The organism is Methylobacterium sp. E-066 (assembly GCF_022829635.1).
Taxonomy (GTDB): domain Bacteria; phylum Pseudomonadota; class Alphaproteobacteria; order Rhizobiales; family Beijerinckiaceae; genus Methylobacterium.
On the sequence record NZ_JAKSYO010000113.1, the window covers coordinates 1 to 19,240 of the forward strand.

At 63.8% G+C, this 19,240-nt stretch carries 24 protein-coding genes; 11 read left to right on the forward strand and 13 right to left on the reverse strand.

What is annotated here, in order from left to right; translation table 11 throughout:
- Together MKL20_RS16110 and MKL20_RS16115 are read left to right on the forward strand one after the other, a co-directional pair.
- Positions 1–199, forward strand: a 199-nt coding sequence (locus MKL20_RS16110; RefSeq protein ID WP_244037512.1) for a MucR family transcriptional regulator, incomplete at its 5' end; no start/stop codon positions are given.
- 873 nt (positions 200–1,072) lie between these two features.
- The gene (locus MKL20_RS16115) at positions 1,073–1,840 is read left to right on the forward strand and encodes a LuxR C-terminal-related transcriptional regulator (protein WP_244037513.1); all 768 of its coding nucleotides are present in this window, start codon (positions 1,073–1,075) and stop codon (positions 1,838–1,840) included.
- Here MKL20_RS16115 and MKL20_RS16120 read toward each other — a convergent pair whose 3' ends face one another.
- The gene (locus MKL20_RS16120; protein WP_244037514.1) at positions 1,841–2,806 is read right to left on the reverse strand and encodes a site-specific integrase; all 966 of its coding nucleotides are present in this window, start codon (positions 2,804–2,806) and stop codon (positions 1,841–1,843) included.
- A 102-nt stretch (positions 2,807–2,908) separates the two neighbouring features.
- On the opposite strand from MKL20_RS16120, the gene MKL20_RS16125 reads away from it, so the two are divergent.
- Both MKL20_RS16125 and MKL20_RS16130 read left to right on the forward strand, forming a co-directional pair.
- On the forward strand, positions 2,909–3,568 hold the full coding sequence (locus tag MKL20_RS16125; RefSeq protein WP_244037515.1) for a hypothetical protein: 660 nt from the start codon (positions 2,909–2,911) through the stop codon (positions 3,566–3,568).
- A 51-nt stretch (positions 3,569–3,619) separates the two neighbouring features.
- Positions 3,620–4,270 carry a ParA family protein gene (locus MKL20_RS16130; RefSeq protein ID WP_244037516.1) on the forward strand — a complete coding sequence of 217 codons (651 nt, stop codon included), beginning with the start codon at positions 3,620–3,622 and terminating at the stop codon, positions 4,268–4,270.
- Positions 4,271–4,830: 560 nt separating this feature from the next.
- On the opposite strand, the gene MKL20_RS16135 is transcribed toward MKL20_RS16130, so the two are convergent.
- Genes MKL20_RS16135 through MKL20_RS16145 form a run of 3 tightly spaced genes read right to left on the reverse strand, consistent with a single transcriptional unit; the run spans position 4,831 to position 6,077 of the window.
- Positions 4,831–5,250 (reverse strand): DUF3618 domain-containing protein, encoded by a 420-nt coding sequence (locus tag MKL20_RS16135; RefSeq protein WP_244037517.1) that lies wholly within the window; start codon positions 5,248–5,250, stop codon positions 4,831–4,833.
- Positions 5,247–5,642, reverse strand: a complete 396-nt coding sequence (locus tag MKL20_RS16140; protein WP_244037518.1) for a phage holin family protein — start codon at positions 5,640–5,642, stop codon at positions 5,247–5,249. Before MKL20_RS16140 ends, MKL20_RS16135 begins: the two co-directional genes overlap by 4 nt.
- Positions 5,643–5,651: 9 nt before the next feature.
- Complete coding sequence (locus MKL20_RS16145; RefSeq protein WP_244037519.1) at positions 5,652–6,077, reverse strand: hypothetical protein; 426 nt, start codon at positions 6,075–6,077, stop codon at positions 5,652–5,654.
- A gap of 163 nt (positions 6,078–6,240) precedes the next feature.
- On the opposite strand from MKL20_RS16145, the gene MKL20_RS16150 reads away from it, so the two are divergent.
- Positions 6,241–6,603, forward strand: a complete 363-nt coding sequence (locus tag MKL20_RS16150; RefSeq protein WP_243960990.1) for a CsbD family protein — start codon at positions 6,241–6,243, stop codon at positions 6,601–6,603.
- A 90-nt stretch (positions 6,604–6,693) separates the two neighbouring features.
- Here the strand turns inward: MKL20_RS16150 and MKL20_RS16155 are convergent, their stop codons facing one another.
- The 6 genes from MKL20_RS16155 to MKL20_RS16180 form a co-directional block, all read right to left on the reverse strand.
- Positions 6,694–9,114 (reverse strand): PAS domain S-box protein, encoded by a 2,421-nt coding sequence (locus MKL20_RS16155; RefSeq protein ID WP_244037520.1) that lies wholly within the window; start codon positions 9,112–9,114, stop codon positions 6,694–6,696.
- Positions 9,115–9,240: 126 nt separating this feature from the next.
- On the reverse strand, positions 9,241–9,489 hold the full coding sequence (locus MKL20_RS16160; protein WP_244037521.1) for a hypothetical protein: 249 nt from the start codon (positions 9,487–9,489) through the stop codon (positions 9,241–9,243).
- Between the two features lie 152 nt (positions 9,490–9,641).
- The gene (locus MKL20_RS16165) at positions 9,642–10,106 is read right to left on the reverse strand and encodes a tellurite resistance TerB family protein (protein ID WP_244037522.1); all 465 of its coding nucleotides are present in this window, start codon (positions 10,104–10,106) and stop codon (positions 9,642–9,644) included.
- A 31-nt stretch (positions 10,107–10,137) separates the two neighbouring features.
- Positions 10,138–10,509: a hypothetical protein gene (locus MKL20_RS16170; protein ID WP_244037523.1), complete on the reverse strand. Its 372-nt coding sequence runs from the start codon at positions 10,507–10,509 to the stop codon at positions 10,138–10,140.
- 689 nt (positions 10,510–11,198) lie between these two features.
- Entirely contained in the window at positions 11,199–11,786 is a 588-nt protein-coding gene (locus MKL20_RS16175) for a PIN domain-containing protein (protein ID WP_244037524.1), read from the reverse strand.
- 3 nt (positions 11,787–11,789) lie between these two features.
- Entirely contained in the window at positions 11,790–12,245 is a 456-nt protein-coding gene (locus MKL20_RS16180; protein WP_243957939.1) for a helix-turn-helix domain-containing protein, read from the reverse strand.
- 213 nt (positions 12,246–12,458) lie between these two features.
- Here MKL20_RS16180 and MKL20_RS16185 point away from each other — a divergent pair, with 213 nt between their 5' ends.
- The 4 genes from MKL20_RS16185 (at position 12,459) to MKL20_RS16200 (ending at position 14,679) form a co-directional block, all read left to right on the forward strand.
- Positions 12,459–12,887, forward strand: coding sequence for a hypothetical protein (locus MKL20_RS16185; protein ID WP_244037525.1), 429 nt, complete (start codon positions 12,459–12,461; stop codon positions 12,885–12,887).
- A 57-nt stretch (positions 12,888–12,944) separates the two neighbouring features.
- On the forward strand, positions 12,945–13,502 hold the full coding sequence (locus MKL20_RS16190; protein ID WP_244037526.1) for a hypothetical protein: 558 nt from the start codon (positions 12,945–12,947) through the stop codon (positions 13,500–13,502).
- A 42-nt stretch (positions 13,503–13,544) separates the two neighbouring features.
- On the forward strand, positions 13,545–14,204 hold the full coding sequence (locus MKL20_RS16195) for a hypothetical protein (protein ID WP_244037527.1): 660 nt from the start codon (positions 13,545–13,547) through the stop codon (positions 14,202–14,204).
- A gap of 79 nt (positions 14,205–14,283) precedes the next feature.
- Complete coding sequence (locus tag MKL20_RS16200) at positions 14,284–14,679, forward strand: hypothetical protein (protein ID WP_244037528.1); 396 nt, start codon at positions 14,284–14,286, stop codon at positions 14,677–14,679.
- A 21-nt stretch (positions 14,680–14,700) separates the two neighbouring features.
- Here MKL20_RS16200 and MKL20_RS16205 read toward each other — a convergent pair whose 3' ends face one another.
- Positions 14,701–15,009 (reverse strand): hypothetical protein, encoded by a 309-nt coding sequence (locus tag MKL20_RS16205; protein ID WP_244037529.1) that lies wholly within the window; start codon positions 15,007–15,009, stop codon positions 14,701–14,703.
- Between the two features lie 630 nt (positions 15,010–15,639).
- On the reverse strand, positions 15,640–15,894 hold the full coding sequence (locus MKL20_RS16210; protein ID WP_244037530.1) for a hypothetical protein: 255 nt from the start codon (positions 15,892–15,894) through the stop codon (positions 15,640–15,642).
- 427 nt (positions 15,895–16,321) lie between these two features.
- Here MKL20_RS16210 and MKL20_RS16215 point away from each other — a divergent pair, with 427 nt between their 5' ends.
- Entirely contained in the window at positions 16,322–16,645 is a 324-nt protein-coding gene (locus MKL20_RS16215) for a hypothetical protein (protein ID WP_244037531.1), read from the forward strand.
- 84 nt (positions 16,646–16,729) lie between these two features.
- Here the strand turns inward: MKL20_RS16215 and MKL20_RS16220 are convergent, their stop codons facing one another.
- Positions 16,730–17,032: a hypothetical protein gene (locus MKL20_RS16220; protein WP_244037532.1), complete on the reverse strand. Its 303-nt coding sequence runs from the start codon at positions 17,030–17,032 to the stop codon at positions 16,730–16,732.
- A 137-nt stretch (positions 17,033–17,169) separates the two neighbouring features.
- On the opposite strand from MKL20_RS16220, the gene MKL20_RS16225 reads away from it, so the two are divergent.
- Positions 17,170–19,062: a potassium transporter Kup gene (locus MKL20_RS16225; RefSeq protein ID WP_244037533.1), complete on the forward strand. Its 1,893-nt coding sequence runs from the start codon at positions 17,170–17,172 to the stop codon at positions 19,060–19,062.
- Positions 19,063–19,240 lie beyond the last annotated feature (178 nt).

The window sequence follows — 19,240 nt, forward strand, 5'->3', positions numbered from 1 at the left end:
CCGGGAGCGCTACGGCCTCCCACGGGACTACCCGTCCACGGCCGCTAGCTACTCCGAGGCGCGCTCCAAGCTCGCCCACGGCTTCGGCCTCGGCCAGAGGCGCAAGAAGGCGGCCCCGAAGGCTGCCAAGCCGTCAGAGACCGTCTCTGAGAAGCCAAAGCGTGCTGTTGGTCGGCCGGGGAAGGCCAATGAGGCGTAGCAGCGTCAGAACGGTATGGCGGGGAAGGCGGTCGAAGTCTTTCGCACAAAAAAGCACGCGGTAATGGTCTATTAACTACGCCGCTTCAAGGTTGCCTTCAGCGATCGGCAGAGGGGGCCGCGCGCCAGCAGAGCAGCACTCAGGCCGTTGGGGAGACGGTCATAGGGCGGCCTCGTTGGAGCAGTCGCACCGGGCCCGCTCCTGTAACAACAGAGCGGGCCATGCTGCATTGCACCGCAACATGGTGTGTCTTCCCAAGGGACACCCAGTGGCCCGATCCAAAGAAACCCCCTCCCGCGGGTCGGGCCGGTGGGCCTGGAACATCCGTGTAAATTCGTAGCCGGAGTTGGAACCCTGCGCTGCAGCATCAGTTGACGCGCCGCAACACGGTACGCATACGTGTTGTGTCCTTTTGGACGTTTCCTCCCTAGACTCGGGCCGCTCCCTCGGGGGCGGCCTCTTTTGTTTGCGTCACCTCAGCAGTTGCCGCGCTCATACAGTCTTATTCATAGGCTACATCTTGCTTGTCGCTCCGGCCTGCAAGCCGAATGACACAGGGCCGAACCACGTCACCACGGGATCCGGCCCGACCTTGCTTCGCGTCCTCCCGATACAAAACCTGTCAGCCCGTATTACCAGATGCCCATCAGCTGGGCCGATCGTCTTGACCCCCGTGCCGGTCCTGGGTTGGCAACGTACCATTTCCCAAGCCCCAGCCAGGACGCCGTTACTCGCCCACAGTAACGCGAATCATTTCTATATTGCAATCCCAAGTTGCATAGCATGTTGTCATACTAAGTAGTTTTTTGACTCCTTTTTACTGATTTTGCGTCTATTGCATTATTGTATTCGGGAGATAGGGCTAGTTAGACAATGTCCACCCTGGTCAAAATCAGATCTGAAGTTCGTGATAGCAGTGTGCCGGGGCTTCATGCTGATGCCATTCTAGCTAGGCAGCATCTGAACCAGATCGAGTTGGGAACTGAGCCCACATTCGTCGTCATCGATCGGCGCCCGCTGATCGGCCAATGCTTTCTTGCTTCCCTGCGCGATGCCCGGCCGAACCTCGCTTTCAAGGGCTTCCCGAGCGTGGCCGCTTGGCAAGACATGGCGGCATCGACGTCGACCAGCACCGTTCTGCTATGCCTACCAGGCGGCAGCACACTTCAGGCGGAACGGGATCAGATCGCTCGGGAACTCGCCGAGATCCATGCCTACGCTCCGAGCGTGAGGGTGGCGGTCATGTCCGACTACGAGAGCCCTGATCAGATCGTTCAGGTGTTGAAGCTCGGTGTCAAAGGCTACATCCCAACCAGCATCTCCCTTGAAGTGGCCATCCAGGCTCTGCACCTCGTGCGTGCTGGAGGCGTCTACATGCCAGCTGCATGTATGATGGGCCTTCTAGCGGGGATGGAAAGCACAACAGACCAAGTCCCGGAAGAGCACGTGTTCTCCCCTCGGCAGCTCAGCGTCGCCCGAGCCCTGCGTAAGGGTACGCCGAACAAGATCATCGCCTACGAGCTGAACATGTGCGAGAGCACGGTGAAAGTTCACGTCCGCAACATCATGAAGAAGCTGAAGGCGAAGAACCGCACCGAGGTCGCATACCTCACGAACCAATATTTTAGCAAAGAACGATAATTACAAAAACCCGCTCCCCGAGTGCCCCTTGAAGGCGTTCGCCCGCCGGATGTACCCGACTACCGTCCGCGGATCGCGGTGGCCGGACTGGTCCATGATCCGCGCAAGATCCGCCCCGCGCTCGGCCGCAGTGGTGATGTAGCCGGCTCGCAGGCTGTGTGCCCCGAACGTCGAGGCGTCGAGGCCCGCGGCCGTGCAGTAGTGCTTCATCACGCGCTCGACCGTTTTCACACCCAGGCGGCGCGGCTCGACCCTGCCGGCCTTGTTGACCGGCCGGAACACAGGCCCGTCCTTGATGCCGGCCGCATCAAGCCATTCCCGCACCAGAGCGACTGGCCGGATGAACCGGCCGTGCGGGATGGCCTTCTCGACCCCCTGCCCTTCCTGATCGGTCTTGGACCTCCGAACCAAAACCCGCAGGCCGTCCGGATCTTGGACCAAGTCGGCGACGTCGAGGGCGACGAGCTCGGATCGGCGGAACGCGCCTGCGAACCCGAGCGCGAGCAGAGCACGATCCCTTTGGCCCGTCAGGGTGTCGGGCGTCCGCATGAGTAGGGCCGCCAGGATGTCAGCAGTTGCTGCCGTCTTCTGCTTCGGGCGGGTGCCGATCTCTCGTCGGATCCCGCGTAGGCCTTCGCGCAGACCTTCGTCGTCGGTCGGGTCACGCTCTCCGGCGAGCTTGTGCGCGTACCGGATCGCAGCGAGCCGCCGGGCGATGGTCGACGCTTTCGAGCCTCGTGTCGCCTCGTGGCTTAGAAACTCAAGCACGACGAGCGGCGTCGCGGGCATAGGATCGAAGCCATGCTCTGTGCACCAAGTCGCGAACTGGCCGGCGTCGCTGAGATAGGCGCGCTGCGTGCTCTTGGCCTTGCCTGCCCGCTGGAACGCTCGGGCCTGGTCGGACAGGCCAGCGACGATCGGAAGGCCGGTCCGAAGCTCCACGACGCGAGATTTCAGCGCCTTCATGGCATCGTGTCCGATAACTGTCCTTCTCAGACACTATCACGCGCGCTATGGTCATGCGAGCATCATTCCACGATCACGCTTTTATAACACTACGAAAGTGTGATGACGCGCGGCAATGGCATTCCGGCAAGCGTCTGCATGAAAGAACCGGATCAGGAGATGGCCTCCGTCCTTGCCGCGATCGGCGGCGAGTTTCGCCCGAACGAACTGGCTTACCTCGCGGCAACAATGAAGGTGGAGGCCGCGATACGCGACCGCCTCGCCTTCGGGCTACACCGAGATTACGAGCCGTCCGGCTACATCGTCGCCCGGGAATGGAACAGGGTCGACCTCGCCGTGCTCGATCCCGCCGGCGCGCCGCTCGCCCTCGTCGAGCTCAAAGCGATATACACCTTCGACGCGTTCGGCAATCTCCGACACTTCATCGACGCAACGACGGCTGACGAGCTTAAGGCCCAGCGCCTCGCCGTTGGCGGAACCGCCGTCTACTCGTTGCTGCTCGCTACCCACCTCGGGGGCACCATCGAGCCTCAGTTCCTAAAACCGGTGAAGTACTCTGGCGGGATCAATCGCGCGATCACGAAGCACGGCGATGCCGCAGCTGCCCGCGCTCAGGCCTGCGAAGCCATCGACAAGGGCCTGGCGGCTCGCGCCGTCGTGGCCCGCGGCGAGGTCAAAGGCGGGGCTGCATTCGGCCAATCCGCCTCCGTCCTTTACTGGCTCGTCCGCAACGAAGGTCACGCCGCAATGGCACCAAAATGAGGTTTTCGCAGTGATTTTGTACCACCACATTAGCGAGATCATGGCGCCGACATGGTGAGGATCATCGGCCTTGCGCAGAGCAAGGGCGGCGTCGGCAAGACGACCACGGCTCTGAACCTCGCGGCCGAGCTGCATCGGCGAGGGCGCACGGTCGCCGTGCTCGACGCGGACCCGGCCGCGCATGCCGCCTCGATCGCAGAGGACGGACAACTGCCGTTCACGGTCACCGCCCACCTCCTGGAGGAGGACAGCGACTCTGCGGTCTCCGCCTGGGTGAAGACCGCCAAGGGCCAGGGGACCGACTTCGTGTTGATCGACGCCCCCGGTGCGATGGGCGCGGCATTCGGTGCGACGATTGCCGTGTCCGATCTCGTGCTGGTGCCGTCCGGATCGACCGTGCTGGACGTGCGCGGTGCTGCCGAGACTGTCGGCACGATCCGCCGACATCGGAAGGCCGCCAAGCGCGACCGGCCCGACATCTTGATCGTCCCAAGCCGCATCGACAAGCGCACCGGGGCAGGGCGAGACGTGGTGACGACGCTGGCCGCGCTAACTGAGCCGGTGGCGCCGGCCATCTCCTACCGGGCCATCGTGGCCGACAGCCTTGCGACCGGGGAGGCGGTCCCTGCCGACACGCCGTCCGCGGCCGAATTCGCGGCGCTCGCCGACGCCGTCATGGTCCGCCTCGGAGAGACCCTATGAGCCGCCGCCCGAACGTCTCGCAGACGCTCGCGATGAAAGCCGCCGCGGCCGCGGCCCGTGAGGTCGAACAGGATGAGGCACCGCCGGAGCCGGTAGCGGTACCAGAGCCTGAGCCCGAGCCAGTCGTTGCCCGCGCTACAACGGCGACCGAGATCCATCAATCCGTCTCGCCGGCTGGGGAGGAGCGCGTCAATACCAAACCGACTGGCCGACCGAAGGGGCGCCGAGATGTAGCCGCCCGACAGACAGTCTACCTCGATGATGCCCGCCACGCCGCGCTAGCCCGAATTGCCGAGGACCGGGGACGCTCCATCCATTCCCTGATCCTGGAGGGGATCGACCACGTGATAGGAAAGCCCAGTGCGAAGGGGTGGCAGTAGCGGTAATCAACCTCTCTAAAAGCATATTAATAGTGGTTTTGTGGTGTTGAAAAACCACCATTAAACCGCGAGATCCGCGCTGCCAGCCGCGGTGCGGTCTGGAGTGCGCGAGGCCGGGATGCAGCCAGTTGGCTGGTCCCGGCCGTTCGTGCAATTCGAGCCCACAAAAACGGGGACGAGCTATTTCGTGATCCGAACCGAGACCGGATCACTGCCGGGGAAGCTCTCCTCCAGCGCGTCGTCGAGCCGCTCGTGCATCCGGTCCGGATGGTTCTCAGGGAGGTGGCGATCGGTCGTCGTGATGGCGGATCCTGCAGAAACAAACGCCAGACGCCTCCGCTCCGCGGCAGTTCGAAAAGCCTCATAGACAAGCAGCCCGAAGCCGGCCGCGATCATGAGCGCTGGGACGGGATTGACCCGGACATCTGCGACAAGCCGCTCGACGGTCTCGCTTGCTGCCTGCCCTGACCGGCGCAGGTCGGCAAAGTCACGCGGGATCCCAGGTCGATTGAACCGGGCCTGCAGGTCGGCCAGCGTCCGGTCCAACCGGCCTCGGCTAGCCTCGACGTCCTGCTCCAGTTTGTCTGGCGAGTCGCTCATGTGTCCATCCAATCCGTGAGAACCTGCGCGTCCTGTTTGACCTGCCGACCCGTGCGTGTCGGCTCCAGCGTGGACAGGGATGTCTTGCTGCGCCCGAACAGCCCGAGACTGATCGCAAGCAAGAGGAAGACACCGCCCACGATCAGCGCCGCGAGTGCATCCGATTGAAAGAGGACGGCGATCCCCTTCACCAAGGCGAGGAGCAGCGTGAACAGGCCTGCAGTGGCGCACACGGCCGCCATGAGTAACAGGCTGAGCCCGAGGGATATGCGATGGACGCCCTGCGCCATCTCGGTGCGAAATAGCGTGATTTCGCTACCCACGAGATCTCGTAGCTCGCGGACCGCATCGCCGACGAGGGTCGGGATGCTGCGCAATCCTGGCTCGGCCATCCCGCTCTCCTAGACGTCAGGCGTCGGGAGGACGTCGAGCGGGACCACCGCGTGCGAGCGTGGGACCGGCCGAACCTTGGATGCATTCACAAGGCGGAAGAACGCGAGGCCCGTTAGAACAGCGGCGGCTGTCGCCAGCGCGGGCCGGCGTCGGATTGCGGCGTGAACCTCGTCGTACATCTCGCCGAAGCTGCGGCGTGAAATGGCCTCGGCCAACTCGTCGACGCCGAGCGCCGCCTGATCGAAGAGCTCCTTCAACTGCGGCAGCGAGTCGAAGCTGGTACCTGTGTCGCGAATGGCACCGCCGACGTCCGACACGAAGCGTGCCGCGTCGGCTTTGCGCTTCTCGACATAGCCCTGGGTCTGATCGCGCAGCGCGGCGGCAAAGCCTGGATCGGCGGCGCTCGGCCGGCCATTCTGAGCACCGTTCGGCATCGGGCAGTTACTCCGGTGTACTCTGGACCAGAAGGAACCGTAAGCGTCCCATACAGTTCCGCTGCGCTGCCGGCTGCGTGGTCTACCGTCGAGACGAATGGCACTGCTCACGCGTTGGTGGCTCGATGCCGCCAATCCGTTCGGATACCGAGGAGGAAGAGCCATGGACGAAGATCGTGTCAAAGGCGCCGCGAAAGAACTCGGCGGCAAGGTCAAAGGTGCAGCGGGCGATCTGACCGGCGATAAGCGGACGCAAGCCGAGGGCAATGTCACTGAGCTGAAAGGCTCGGCGCAAAACCTGTACGGGCAGGCCAAGGACACGCTCAGCGACGCGGCCGGGCAAGCGCGGGAATTCGCCGGCGATGCGTTCGACAAGGCTCGCGAGCGCTATCCGGACGCGCAGCGTGTGTACCAGCGCGGCAACGAGGCGCTAAGGCCGCACGCGCAGGAGTCACCGCTGGGCCTCGCCATTCTGGCCGGCGCCATCGGCTATCTGTTCGCTTTAGTCATCCACGGCCGTCGATAAAAATCTGCGCGAGGCCGGGCGAGCCGTGATGATATGGCAGCCCGGTCGATGCGGGCTCATTTTAGAAGGAAAGAGAGACCACGTGGCCTTCTATTGAGCTCTTGTTGAGCGTCTGCGACGTCGCTTGGATGCTGCCTTGCTTAGGGCCCGTGACAGGGCTTCGACCGAGTACGGCTTTTGGAGCAGCTCGAAGCCGTGCCCGCCTTCCTGGGCCAGGACGTGGCTATAGCCGCTCGTCAGAATGACGGGCAGGCCGAGGTAGAGGCGCCGTATTTCGCGGCCGAGTTCAATCCCGGTCATTCCCGGCATCACTACGTCCGAGAAGACGATCTCGTAGGCGTTCGGGTCGTTAGCCACGGCTAGCAGTGCAGCTTGTCCATTCTCGACCCAGTGCGTGCGATACCCGAGTTCCTTCAGAGTTTGGGTCACGAAGTCGCCGACGTCCCGATTGTCTTCGACTACGAGCACGCACAGGTTCCCGCCATCGGCGGTTGCCTCGTCATCACGCTCAATGGCAACCTCGACCGGCGCAGGCACGCGAGGCAGATAAAGTGTGAACGTCGTGCCCTGCTCGACAACGCTCTCGACGATCACCTCACCGCCCGACTGCTTTGCAAAGCCGAAGACTTGGGAAAGCCCCAACCCGGTCCCCTGACCGACGTCTTTCGTCGTGAAGAACGGCTCGAAGATCCGCTCCAAATCCGCAGGTGCGATGCCGATGCCCGTGTCGCTGATCGACACGGCGACAGTGGGAGTCACGACGATTGGATGCGTGCGGACAGCGGGGATTTCCTCGACTGCCTTGACCCTGATCGTGATCTCCCCAGCCCCGTTCATCGCGTCACGGGCGTTCACCGCCATGTTGACGAGCGCGGTATCGAATTGGCTCGGATCGGCGTTCACGAAACACGCTTCTTCGTCGAGATGTGTCGCGACCCGTATGCGTGCTCCGGTCAAGGTGCTGACCATCTCGCTCAGCATGCGCACGCTCTGGCCGGCATCAAACACGGTAGGCCGTAGCGCCTGTCGTCGCGCGAACGCGAGCAGTTGGCTGGTCAGCTTGGCCGCCCGATCGACGGTGTCAGAGATTGCCGCGATGTAGCGTGTCCTCCGTTCCTCAGCGAGGTTTGGTCGCTTCAGCAGGTCGGTCGATGATTTGATGACCGTGAGTAGGTTGTTGAAGTCGTGCGCGACGCCGCCGGTGAGCTGACCCACGGCCTCCATCTTCTGAGATTGCCGCAGTTGCTCCTCGGTGCGCATTAGCTCGGCTGTCCGCTCGGCCACGCGCTGCTCAAGGGTTTCGTTGAGGGCGCGCAACTCCGCGGCTACACGATCGCGCTCTGCCTCGACGGCGCGCCGCTCCTCAACGTTGATGAGGACGCCGGGAAAGCTCGACGGTGTACCATCCGCGTCGTGGTCGACGCGTCCGTTCGCCTCGATCCAGTAGTACCTGCCATCGGTACGCCGCACGCGATATTGATGCGCGTAAGCACCACCTCGCTTGATCGCTTCGTCGATCGCCGCAGCTAGTTCCGTCTGATCGTCGGCATGAACGGTCGCGACGATCTGAGCGAGCGGAATACCCTCTCGCCCGAGCGCTGGGTCAAGCCCGAAGCTACGTGCGAACCCCTCATCGACGGTGAACCGATCGGTGGGCAAATCCCAATGCCAGGTACCGATGATCGCCCCTGCTGCAAGGGCGAGTTGCACGCGCTGCACGTTCTCGCGGGCGAGCGCCTCGCTGGCGCGCAGACGTTCCTCAGCGACGCGCCGCTCGGTGGTGTCATTGAAGAAGATCGCGATCTGCCGCTCGGCGGGTTCGCCGACTCGGATGGCTCGCACATCGAACCAACGCTCAAACGCCTCGGCGTAGCTCTCGAAGGTCGCCGGTTCACCCGTCCAAGCGACCCGTCCATAGGTCTCGAACCAGAAGGGCTCTAGGTTCGGTGCGAACTCAGTGACCCATTTCCCCCGCAGGTTGACCCCGGCCTGGCGCTCGAAGGCTGGATTGGCCTCAAGGAAGCGATAGTCTACCGGACGATCTTCGCCATCAAATTTGACTTCAACGACAGCGAAGGCTGTTTCGACGGTCTGAAGGAGTGTTTCAAACCGATCTCGGGTTTCGCGTAGACGCTCACCAGCCTCATGCTGGCGTGTGCGATCGCGGACAATTTTGATGTATCCTTGGTGTGTGCCGTCCTCGATGCGCAGGGGCATCAACTCGCCCGATGCCCAGAACTGGGTGCCATCTTTGCGGAGATGCCATCGCTCATCGCTCGCTCGACCATCAACGACCGCGAGACGCATCTCTTCGTTGGGACGGCCTTCGGCACGATCAGCAGCTGTGAAGAGACGTTCGGCTGATGCGCCTACGATCTCATCGCATCTCCAACCGAAGATGTTCTCTGCTCCAGCATTCCAGTCCGTGACGACCCCATTCAGGTCGGTGCCGATGATCGCGAAATCGATTGCACTTTCGATGACGTGCTGGAGGTGGTGACGTACAGGCATAGCCCCATGTAGCTGCTTCTAAGGCGGAATTTAGGTTCCGACGATCGTCTGACGGCAATCGTCATCAGAGCGCCTCATTCCAGGCAGGAAGGCGCTAGGCCATGCGCTCAGGGGCAGACCCCACCGCTACAGCCGCTCTAGCTGGGCAAGCATGATGGCAGCACGGACGGCAGCTCGTCGAAGCTCCGGGCTTGCCCAAGGCTGACGGATCTGCGTGTTGGCGAAAGGGTGATCGGCGACGGCGGCAGCCGGGTCAATGCGATAGCCTTCGCCAAACGAGACGTGACCAGAGGCCGGGTCAGTCATGTATGCGTCCACCACGGCAGCGACATCGTCATCCACGATGTCGAGGGTGGCTAGCAGGTCTAGGGTCATGAGCCGGTTTGCCATGCCGGCGCCATAGCCATTCCACGAACGCCGTGCTCCGAACGAGGTTAATCGGGTGCGCGCGGCTCGATCACGTCTATGCGAGGTGTTGGGTCGGCTGATCGCCCTGCTCTCGAACGATGATGCCACTACGCCATGGCTCACTGCCGAGGTGTAACCCGAGCCACCGCAGTTTGCATCAGCTCAGACTTATTGACGATGAGGGCCACGGCGATTTCGGCCAGCGCCTTGTCCTCGATCTCGCTGACGCCCTCATGATCAGCGACGTCGGCAGCGACCAAGAACGCGTCCTGCCGCTGCTCCATCGGACGGCCGGCGATCGCAGCGACCCGGCGTAGGTTCTCCACCCGGCCTGCGCGGGTCCGTGCCCGGGCGATCGCCTCGTATAACGCCTCCTCCAGCATCAGGAGGTCGTAGCCTTTCTCGATGATCGGGTTGGCGCGCAGCCCGACCAGTGCCGTCTCGAACTCGTCACCTGCCACCTCGCCGTCAGCGACGATGACGTTGGCTGCGGCCGAGATCCCCGCCTGCATCAGCGCTTCGTCGCCGGCATAGGCCGTGACGGTCCGGCCGAAGCGGGTCAGCAGATCCTTGAGGGCGCTCATCGCGATCCGAGAGGTTGAAAGATGTCAGTCGTCACAAGCTCGCATGGACAGTTGTGCTGTGGGATCCGCCGAGGCTGACCTGCCGCCGTCCGCTGCCATGCAGGCCATGGGCTGGCGCTGTGTAAGGCCGGCGGGACAAGTCATACAGCACGTTGCCGACAAGCCCGGCGGCCCGGCGCAGGGTCGCTCCCTCACATGTTGCGGCTACGCGCACCCCGATCTCGTGGGTGTGGCTGCGGCCGTACAGCCAGACGGCGAGCCGCGCCCGGGTCGCCTCCGGGATGCCGTCGAGGAGGAGGCGCGCTGCCTCGGGATCGGTTTTGGCGAGCCGGCCTACGGTCTCCGGTGAGACGGGGCAATCGAGAGCGGGGTCGTCGACACTGAGCAAACGGGTACGGTTCATGACGGCACCTGCAGGCTGATAGAGAGCAACGTGCCGAAATTGTAGTTAACGAAGGCTTACGTGGATTGGCCAGCTCGACCCCGCCGCCCGATCGGATCACGGGCTGGCGGGGGAGGTCGTCGATCTCACCGGGGGAGGGAGTTTCTGTCCACGCGTGAAAGGCGCTTGGGTGAAGCCCTCATCATACCCTCTCCAAGCGCTTAGGGCTGGCGCCGAGAGCTACCGTTTCACTCAATACCCAAGAGCCCGAGGCCTAAGGCGGGGATCCTGGACCCCATTCCGACTTGCATCGTGGCGCCAACCGTAGGCGTTACCGCTTCGGACGGCGTCAGCAACATTCTTCGGTCCCGCCAGGCCTTCCGTCCCACCGGGCGCTGTTGCCGCCAGTTGGCCGCCAGGAGGGGTAGCGCCGCCGCCTCGCGCCATGCCGGCCCCACCTGTGCTAATGATAGCGATGGCGGACGCAGCAAACAGGATGCTCATTCTACAGGGCATACGCTATCGCCCTCGCAGGAAGAAAAACCAGATCAGGATGAGGACGGGGATCGGTACCCCAATCAGCCACAGCAAACCACCCGTCAGCATATCGCCCTCCCTAAAGTGGCTGAGTAAGCCTGGGGAGATCAGATCCGTTCCAAGCGGCTGCGCCTACGCGATGACAGCCAACAGCGGCCAGGCGTGAGGAGCTGCTAGAGTGAAGCTTCGTGCGGCTGGAGGATGTTCACGGCCGTCGTCAGCCCGTTGGCGTCCATCATCACGAGAAGGTCGGAGGCAGTCATCGCTGGTCTTTCCAATCGCTGTCGCATCTGGTGGATGGCCGCCACGGCTCGCCCGATGTCCAATGCGATCGTGTCCGCGATGAACGCATCAGCGCTCTTTGCCTCTAGGTTCAGCGGCTCAAGAAGCGTGGCCGGAAAATGCTTCAGATTGTCGGTTACGATGACCTGCGCCTGGGTCTTCAACGCAGCCGCAATGACGTGAGCATCGCCTGGGTCGACGCCTTCACACATCGGCAGGTACCGCTCGTAGCCCGAGACCATGGCGTCCTCGAACGCCTTTTCCATGCTTGCACGTGCCTTCGACCCCTTCTCGGCCGCGTTCAAGTCTCTCTTCTTCGCGAAGAGCCCCGCAATGGCACGCTCGGTTTCGCCCAGGATCTCATCCGACCACCGCATGCGGGAGAACTCCCACTGCGCGAGGGTCAGGATGAGGTTCCGTCGAAGCACGCCCGCGAGAACGCAGGCGTCGATCGTCGCGGTGAACCGGTTCGCGAACACGGGCTACAGCAGCTCCCCATCGAGCGCCGCCAACTCCGATAGAGCTTCGATGCGACGCTTGTCACGGGCGGCCTTGTAGGCGAACAGATCTTCAGCGCGGATGCGCCGGTGACGCCCGACCGGATTGAAGGGAATCTCCCCTTTTTCCAACAGCGAAACTAGGAACGGCCGTGACACGTTCAGGATATCGGCCGCCTGCTGCGTTGTCAGCATTTGGGACACCGGAACGAGTGTCACGGCATCGCCGCGCCCGATCGGATGGAGCACTTCCATCAGAAGCTTCGAGACTGCAGGGGCGAGGGTGACGTCGACGACTTTCCCATCATCGTCCAATACGCGCAGGTTCGCTTCGCCAGACGCCTGAAGAGCCAGCAAACGGCGTAGCTGGTTGGCTGTCTCACGCTCCAACTCGGATGGTAGGCGCCCTCCAAGGCCTTTTGCGGAAGCAGGCATCGTCATGTCGGCTTCTCCTCACTCACTCGACGCATATTCGCAATAAACGAAACGCACGCAATATGCGAAACTGCACACTCCGGCGATGGTTCGACACGTTCGTGTGGACGGCGGACCTGACCGCCCCGCCTTCAGCGCCTCTTCCACGAGGTGGGGGATGGCTACCGTAGGGTCACCGAACCGTCGATCTGATTGACCGATGCGATGCGAGGCCCGCGAATGTCTGGGTCCCGCTCCTCCCAGGCCGACAGCACGCCGTTGACTGCCTCGATGATCGCCCCTGGGGAGCCGACGCCGATCTGCGGGCGGATCACCGAGACCGTCACCGCCCCCGCAATGGTGAGCCAGCAGGCTCAACAGCAGCAGGCCCGCGCTCGCGGGATCCCGGACTTCAGCCATCCTGCCCCGGCTCGCAGCACCAGCGCCCGCACCGGCCGCCGCCGCCTCTCGGCCGATGGCCGCTACCTCAACCTGCCGAACGAACCCGTACCCGGCGGCATCGAGCCGTGGGAGGCCGTGGCCCCCGTTCGCCTAGACACGCCGCACAGCCGGTCCCTGCGCTTCCTGAACGTCGCCGGCGAGCTGCTGGCCGCGGCCTTCATCATCGGCGGCGGGATCGTTCTGACCGGCTTCGCCTCCCTGCTCTGAGCCCGACCCGCACCCGAGCGGGCCGGTCGCCCGCGCCCCTCGTCCGAGGATCCCGCGATGTCCCTGCGCACCTCTCTCAAGAACCTGATCCGCCGCGATCCAGCCGCCAGCCTGCGCGAGCGCGCGATCGAGCTGCGTGGCACCTTGAGCCGCCGCACCATCGTGGCCGGCTCCCTCGCTGTCGCTGCACCCCTGCCGGCGATCTCCGCGCCGATCGTGGCGACCCCCGCGCAGCCGCATCCCGACGCCGCCCTCGTGGCGCTGGGCGAGCGGTGGCTTCGGGCACACGACGCTCAAGAGAGGGCGCGGGAAGAATGGGGCGTCGCCTATCAACAGGTCTACGCGGTCATCGTCACGTGCCCGCTGGAACTGTTCGCGAGCCGCGATGAGCAAACCCGGGTGCTCGGTGGCTGGCGCTGGCCCACGCTCCTCGGCGTGAGCCTCAGGCACGTCGCCCTGGATTGGGGAACCGAGGAGGCTCACACCGAGCGGGCCTGGACCGGTGATACGGGTGGGGCATGGCCGAACCTGCTGCGCAGCGCCGCCCATGTCGCCGGCATCGACCCCGCCAGCCTCGACCACGAGAACGACAGCATCAACGACCGCCACGTCTGACGCCGCCACCGCGCGGCGCTCGATCCGGATCCGATCCACGCTGTGATCGCGGAGAGCTACCGCGCCGAGGACGCGATGAAGGCGTTCGGGTTGGACCCGAATTCGACCTCGCGACCGAACTGGTTCCTACGTGAGCGGGCGCTGACGGAGGCGCAGAGCGCGACGCGAGATGCTGTGTGGCGCACCACGCCGACGACCCGCGCCGGTCGGCTCGCCCTGGTCGACTACGCTCGGTTCCAAATCGCGCTCTTCACGGGCAGCAGCGTCGAGGATCCCGACTGCCCGGCCTACCTGTTCCGGGACATCATGAGTGCCGTCACCGCAGCGTTCGAGGTTGACTGCGCCCCAGCAAGCGACAGTGCCTTGCACGACCTGTCCGGGTGCAACCTCGCTCAGCTCGCCCGCCTCTATGAGACCTGGGAGGGCGTGTTCCACCACCTTACCGGCGCCGGTGCGATCCCGTGCTTCACATCGGATCGGCGCAGCGGCTTCACGCCGGCCGGCGACGTGCTGGACCGCGAGTACGACCGGGCAGGGGCTTTCCTCAGTACCATCGCCGATGAGGTCCGGAGCCGCACGGCCGTGAGCGCCGACGACCGGCACGAGCGCCTGGGCGTGCTCATCCGGCACGAGCTCAACACGAATGGGCGCCCGGTCGACGCTGCTTTGCTGTCCGAGTTGAACGCTCAGCCCGATCGCTGAGCCTCCTCTTCCGTAGCCGTGCGTACCGCCCCGGCCGGATCCCGCCGGGCCATCCCCTTCACACCCCGAGACCATCACCATGGGCGACGTGCTCACCTTCACCCCGCGTCCGAAGCCGGCAGCTCCGGAGACCCTGGGGCCGCTGACCGGCCCAGCCCTCCGCGCCAGCCTGGAGGAGGCGGCACAAGTCGCCCTCGACGCCGCGGACCGCATCATCGCCGTGCTCGACCGCCTCGACGGGGATCCGGACTTCGAAGACGGTGCCGACGAAGAGCCCTCGCTGGCGGCGCCGGAGAACCACACCGGCAGCCAGGTGGTCTGGATGCGCGGCAACGATCAGGACCGCGAGATCGAGGCGCCTGAGACCGTGCTGCCGGAGGTGGCGCTGGAGGCAGTGATCTTACCCTGGCGAGGACGTGGGAACATCATCGCTGCGGCCGGTTCGCTGCTCGTCGACTTGCTGGAGCGAGCCTGATCCCCCCTAGCTGATCAGCCGTTAGAAGCCGCCTCCACCAGGAAAGCGCTCACGCTCTTGCTGCCAGTCCCGCATCATGTCGCGCAGCCGCTCTTCCTCGGGCGTCAGCGGTCGGGCGAACAGCCAGTTCCACAGCGCCATGCAGCCCATGCCGACGAACAGGACCCCCATAAAAAGGCCCATCCAACGCCCGTCACCGGACGCCCATGGCGCATCCAACTTCAAGAGGTGCCATCCGCAGTAGAGCGCGATGCCGCCGCCGAGCGGGATCGCGATCAGGCTCCACACGACCCATTGGCGAAGCTTGTAGTCGTTCTTGAGGTTTTGCATGGGCGGGGACCTCCGCGCTCATCGCACCAACGCCTGCTCGGTGATGAAGTGCCCATTTCCCAAGCCCTCGCCGGCGTCTCGACCTGATCGAACGTACCTGACCGCAGTTCTTGTCAGGTTCCGAAGCGGATGCCGGCGCGCTCTCGCGCGTCATCCTCAGCGGCCGGGATCCCCATCAGGACGCGCGAAGGATGGGTATGTACGATCCGAACGTTTTTCGGCGCCCAGGTACACCCCAGGCAAACAGCATAGATCCAGCGATCCCATAGATTTGTATTTTGATTGTCGATCGATTTCTGCCTTTCCCTGGCCTTAGCTATAAGCTGCCTAGTTTCTTCTGCCTTCGCGTCGCTGTTTATCTCAGAACTGTTTCGAGTGGCATCCCTGCGGGGCTGTGTGTGCTGAGCGAAAACCGGTGACGAAAAACTGCTTAGTAGAACCGAAATCAATATCAAAGTGCGCATTAGATGCTCCAAGAGCCTCGCTGGCACCCCCTTGTTACGGCCTTGACGAAATTGAGCTCCGATAGGTTTCAGAAACATCGAAAATAATCACGAGGAATCAATTTTAGATAATGGTGCATTGCAGCGCCGGAGCGAAATCAGACGAGCGGAAACCTGATGATACGCCCTACTCCCGCGCAGGCTTCGGCTCCGGCTTAGCCGTTCGCATCAGGGTCTGGATCGCTCGTGGCGCTCGACCAGCCTTCTCGGCAATCTCGGCCTCCTGCTGCTCGATGAGATCGTGGGCCGGCTGATCGCCGTCGAGACCGCCGAGGATCTCCCTCGGCACGCGCCGGTTCGAGGCCCGGCTGCCATCCTCGAAGACGACGTCGAACAGGACGGTGCCTCGATCCTGAGGCAGTTGCTTCGCGCGCTTGGCCATGCCGGCCTGATACGCCCGCAAGCTCGGCGGTGCCAAATCGATGGATTGCCGCAGCAGCCTAGGCCCCCTGTAAATGCAGAAGGCCCGCCCTCGACAGGTCGACGGGGGCGGGCCTTCACGCGACGACGCTGACGAGGCCGCATGGCACCGGGGGGATGGGCCACACTGCTCTGCCGGCGTTCGGGCATCGAGCCCGGTCGCTTTGAGGATCCTAGGATTGGATAGTCAACGAAGCGTTGCGCCTCGCCCGGCTCTGGGCCGCCACCCAAAAAGCGATCGACACGTCGCTGATGGCGGAGATACCTGAGGCCGTCCTGCCGCAGGTGGCGGAGGATTTGCTACCTTAGGCGCAGATCCTTAGGCGCGGCAGAGGGAACATCGTCGCCGCCGTGGGGTCTGCTTTGATAGACCTCTTGGAACGCACCTGATGCGGCCGCCTCATCCCGAGCAACACGAGCTTGATCCTACAAGCGTCACGCCGCTCAGCAAATTGGAGCAGGCACTGCTGGCAGCGCTCGACAACCAGTTTGTCAGTACCAGCGTCGTCAGGGAAAGAGCCCGCCTGCTGATGCTCAAAACGACACCGTCAGTTTCTCGGGCTACTTTGTCAAAAAACCAGCCGCTCACGGTCATTTTCCCTGCCTGTAGAGAATTGGAGCGGCGTGGCTTGGCCGAGCGTATTGAGACCGCGGGAGTGCCGCGCTGGCGGCGCGCTGGCACAGTCCACGCCGGCGAGGTAATAGAGACCTGAAGAGTTAGAAAGACCGCCGCACGGCACGCAGGTGCGGGCCCACATTGCGCCCCTGCCACAGGTCCTGTTTCGGTCGTTAAGCATCTAAAGGCCGCAGATGTCGAGTTGGCCGATGAGGACCCGCATCGCGACGACGTAGGCTTTCATGGCGGGCACAACATCGTCTCGCGCATGATCAACTTGGTTCGCCGCTTCAGACGCAGCCGGCCCTACGCCTTCAATCAGCGGCGCGAGTGTCAAGCTCCCGACGTTCTCCTGAACGGCTTCGATCGAATTGGCGACGACAGCGGCCCTGTCGGCGATCAACCGGCACTGAGCGGGATCCATCTTCCCGAGACACGGGCTGGTCATCGTCACGAGCGTGAACGCGGCGTTGGCTAAGCGCATCGTCACCTCCCAACGGGCGTCCTCTACGCGGGTGCCCCTGAATTTAAGCTTAGCACCTGACGGCCCGAAGTTGACTTAACCGTGCCGCCCGGCCGACATCATGCCTCAAAGCGACCGTCGCCGCGAAAGGTGTCGTTATGACCTCCTCCGCCGTTGTCTCGACGCCTGCGGCCGCCGAACATCCAGTACGTCCCGCACTACTGCTCGGCGCCCTTGGCGTAGTCTTCGGTGACATCGGCACCAGCCCAATTTACGCGTTTCGCGAGTCGTTGAAGGCCGCCGGTGATACGGCGCTTGAGGCGACCGTGTACGGTGTTCTGTCGCTCGTGTTCTGGGCCGTCATTTTGGTCGTCGCGCTCAAGTACGTCATCTTCGTCATGCGCGCCGACAATCAAGGAGAGGGGGGGACTATGTCCCTCCTTGCGCTGGCGCTACCGGTCGCGGGACGATTGCAGCCGGTGCTGCTGATCGTGGGGTTGGCTGGCGCTTCCCTGTTCTTCGGCGATGCCATGATCACGCCCGCTATCTCGGTGCTGAGCGCCGTTGAGGGGATGAAAGTCGCCGCTCCGTCAGTAACCCCTTACGTCGTGCCCATCGCAGCGATCGTGCTGGTCGGATTGTTCGCGATCCAGAGCCGCGGCAGTGGCAGCGTCGGCGCTCTGTTCGGACCGGTGATGGCGGCCTGGTTCCTGACGCTGGCTCTCGCCGGCCTTTCGCACCTGCTTCAGCGCCCTGGCGTGCTGGCCGCCCTCAATCCGCGCTACGCTCTCGCCTACGCTGGCCACGCCGGTGGGACGACGACGTTCACGGTGCTGGGCTCGGTTTTCTTAGCCCTCACCGGCGGTGAAGCACTCTACGCCGACATGGGTCACTTCGGTCGCGGTGCGATCCGGCTCGACTGGTTCGTCCTCGTGCTACCTGCGCTCGTGCTCAACTACCTCGGTCAGGGTGCCCTGGTGCTGGCTGATCCGGCTGCCGCTGCCGACCCATTCTTCCTGTTGTTTCCCAGCTGGTTGCTCATCCCCGTCGTCGGCTTGACGACACTGGCGACCGTTATCGCGAGCCAAGCAGTGCTCTCAGGCGCCTTCGCTTTGGTACAGCAGGCTATCCAGCTTGGAGCGATCCCGCGGTTGGAGATCCGGCAAACCTCCGATGAGTCAGCCGGACAGGTCTACGTGCCGCAGGTGAACTGGCTACTTGCGATCATCGTGCTGGGCCTCGTGTTCGGCTTTCGCTCATCCGACGCGCTGGCCAACGCCTACGGCATCGCGGTGGCAGGCGATATGACTGTGACGACCCTCCTCGTCGCAACCGTGGCCTATGGTCTGTGGCGCTGGCCCGCGGCCCTGGTGTTCCCGGTCGCTGGGCTGTTCTTGATACTCGACCTGACCTTCGTAGCGGCCAACGCCCATAAGATCCCCGACGGAGGCTGGTTCCCGCTCTTGGTGGGAGCCGTCACGCTGACGTTGATGCTGGTCTGGCGCAAAGGTCGAGCGGTTGCCTTCGCACGCCGTGCCCAGAACGCCATCCTGCTGAAGGACTTCATCGACGGATTGGACAAGCCCGATGCCCCCATTCGGATGCACGGCACCGCCGTCTTTCTCACTACACGCGTCGATGTCGTCCCGGCCGCGCTCGCGCTCAATGTTCGGCACAACGGTGTAGTGCACGAGCGGGTGATCCTGTTGCGCGTGACGACCGAGCGCGCTCCCAGGCTTCCAGAGACCGAGCGCGTCGTGATCGAGCCGCTGCCCGAGGGCTTTAGCTTGGTGTGGCTGAGGTTCGGTTTTGCGGAGAAGCCGGATATCATGGCGGCGCTGCGCCTCCATCGGGGCGAGGTCGGCTGCGATCCGGATACGGCATCGTTCTTCATCGGGCGGGAGAAGCCGGTGCCCTCACTTCAGCCGGAGCTGAGCCGATGGCAGGAGCCGCTGTATAAGTTCATGGCACGCAACGCCGTGCGCTCGCCGGACTATTACCGCATCCCACCGCCGCGTGTTGTCGAGCTTGGGACGCAGGTCGAGATGTAGGCACGTCAGAGCGCACCGTCCGTGCCCAAGCGGCGCTCTTAGCTCGACTTTGGCCATTCAGGCCGCCTGGCACAGGGCGAAGGCCCAGGCTGGTGGAAGACGGAACCGACGTTTCCTGCGGTCGCGCCTGCGGCCTGACATCGAAGAAGCTTCCTGGCGCCAGATGGTTCGACGGACG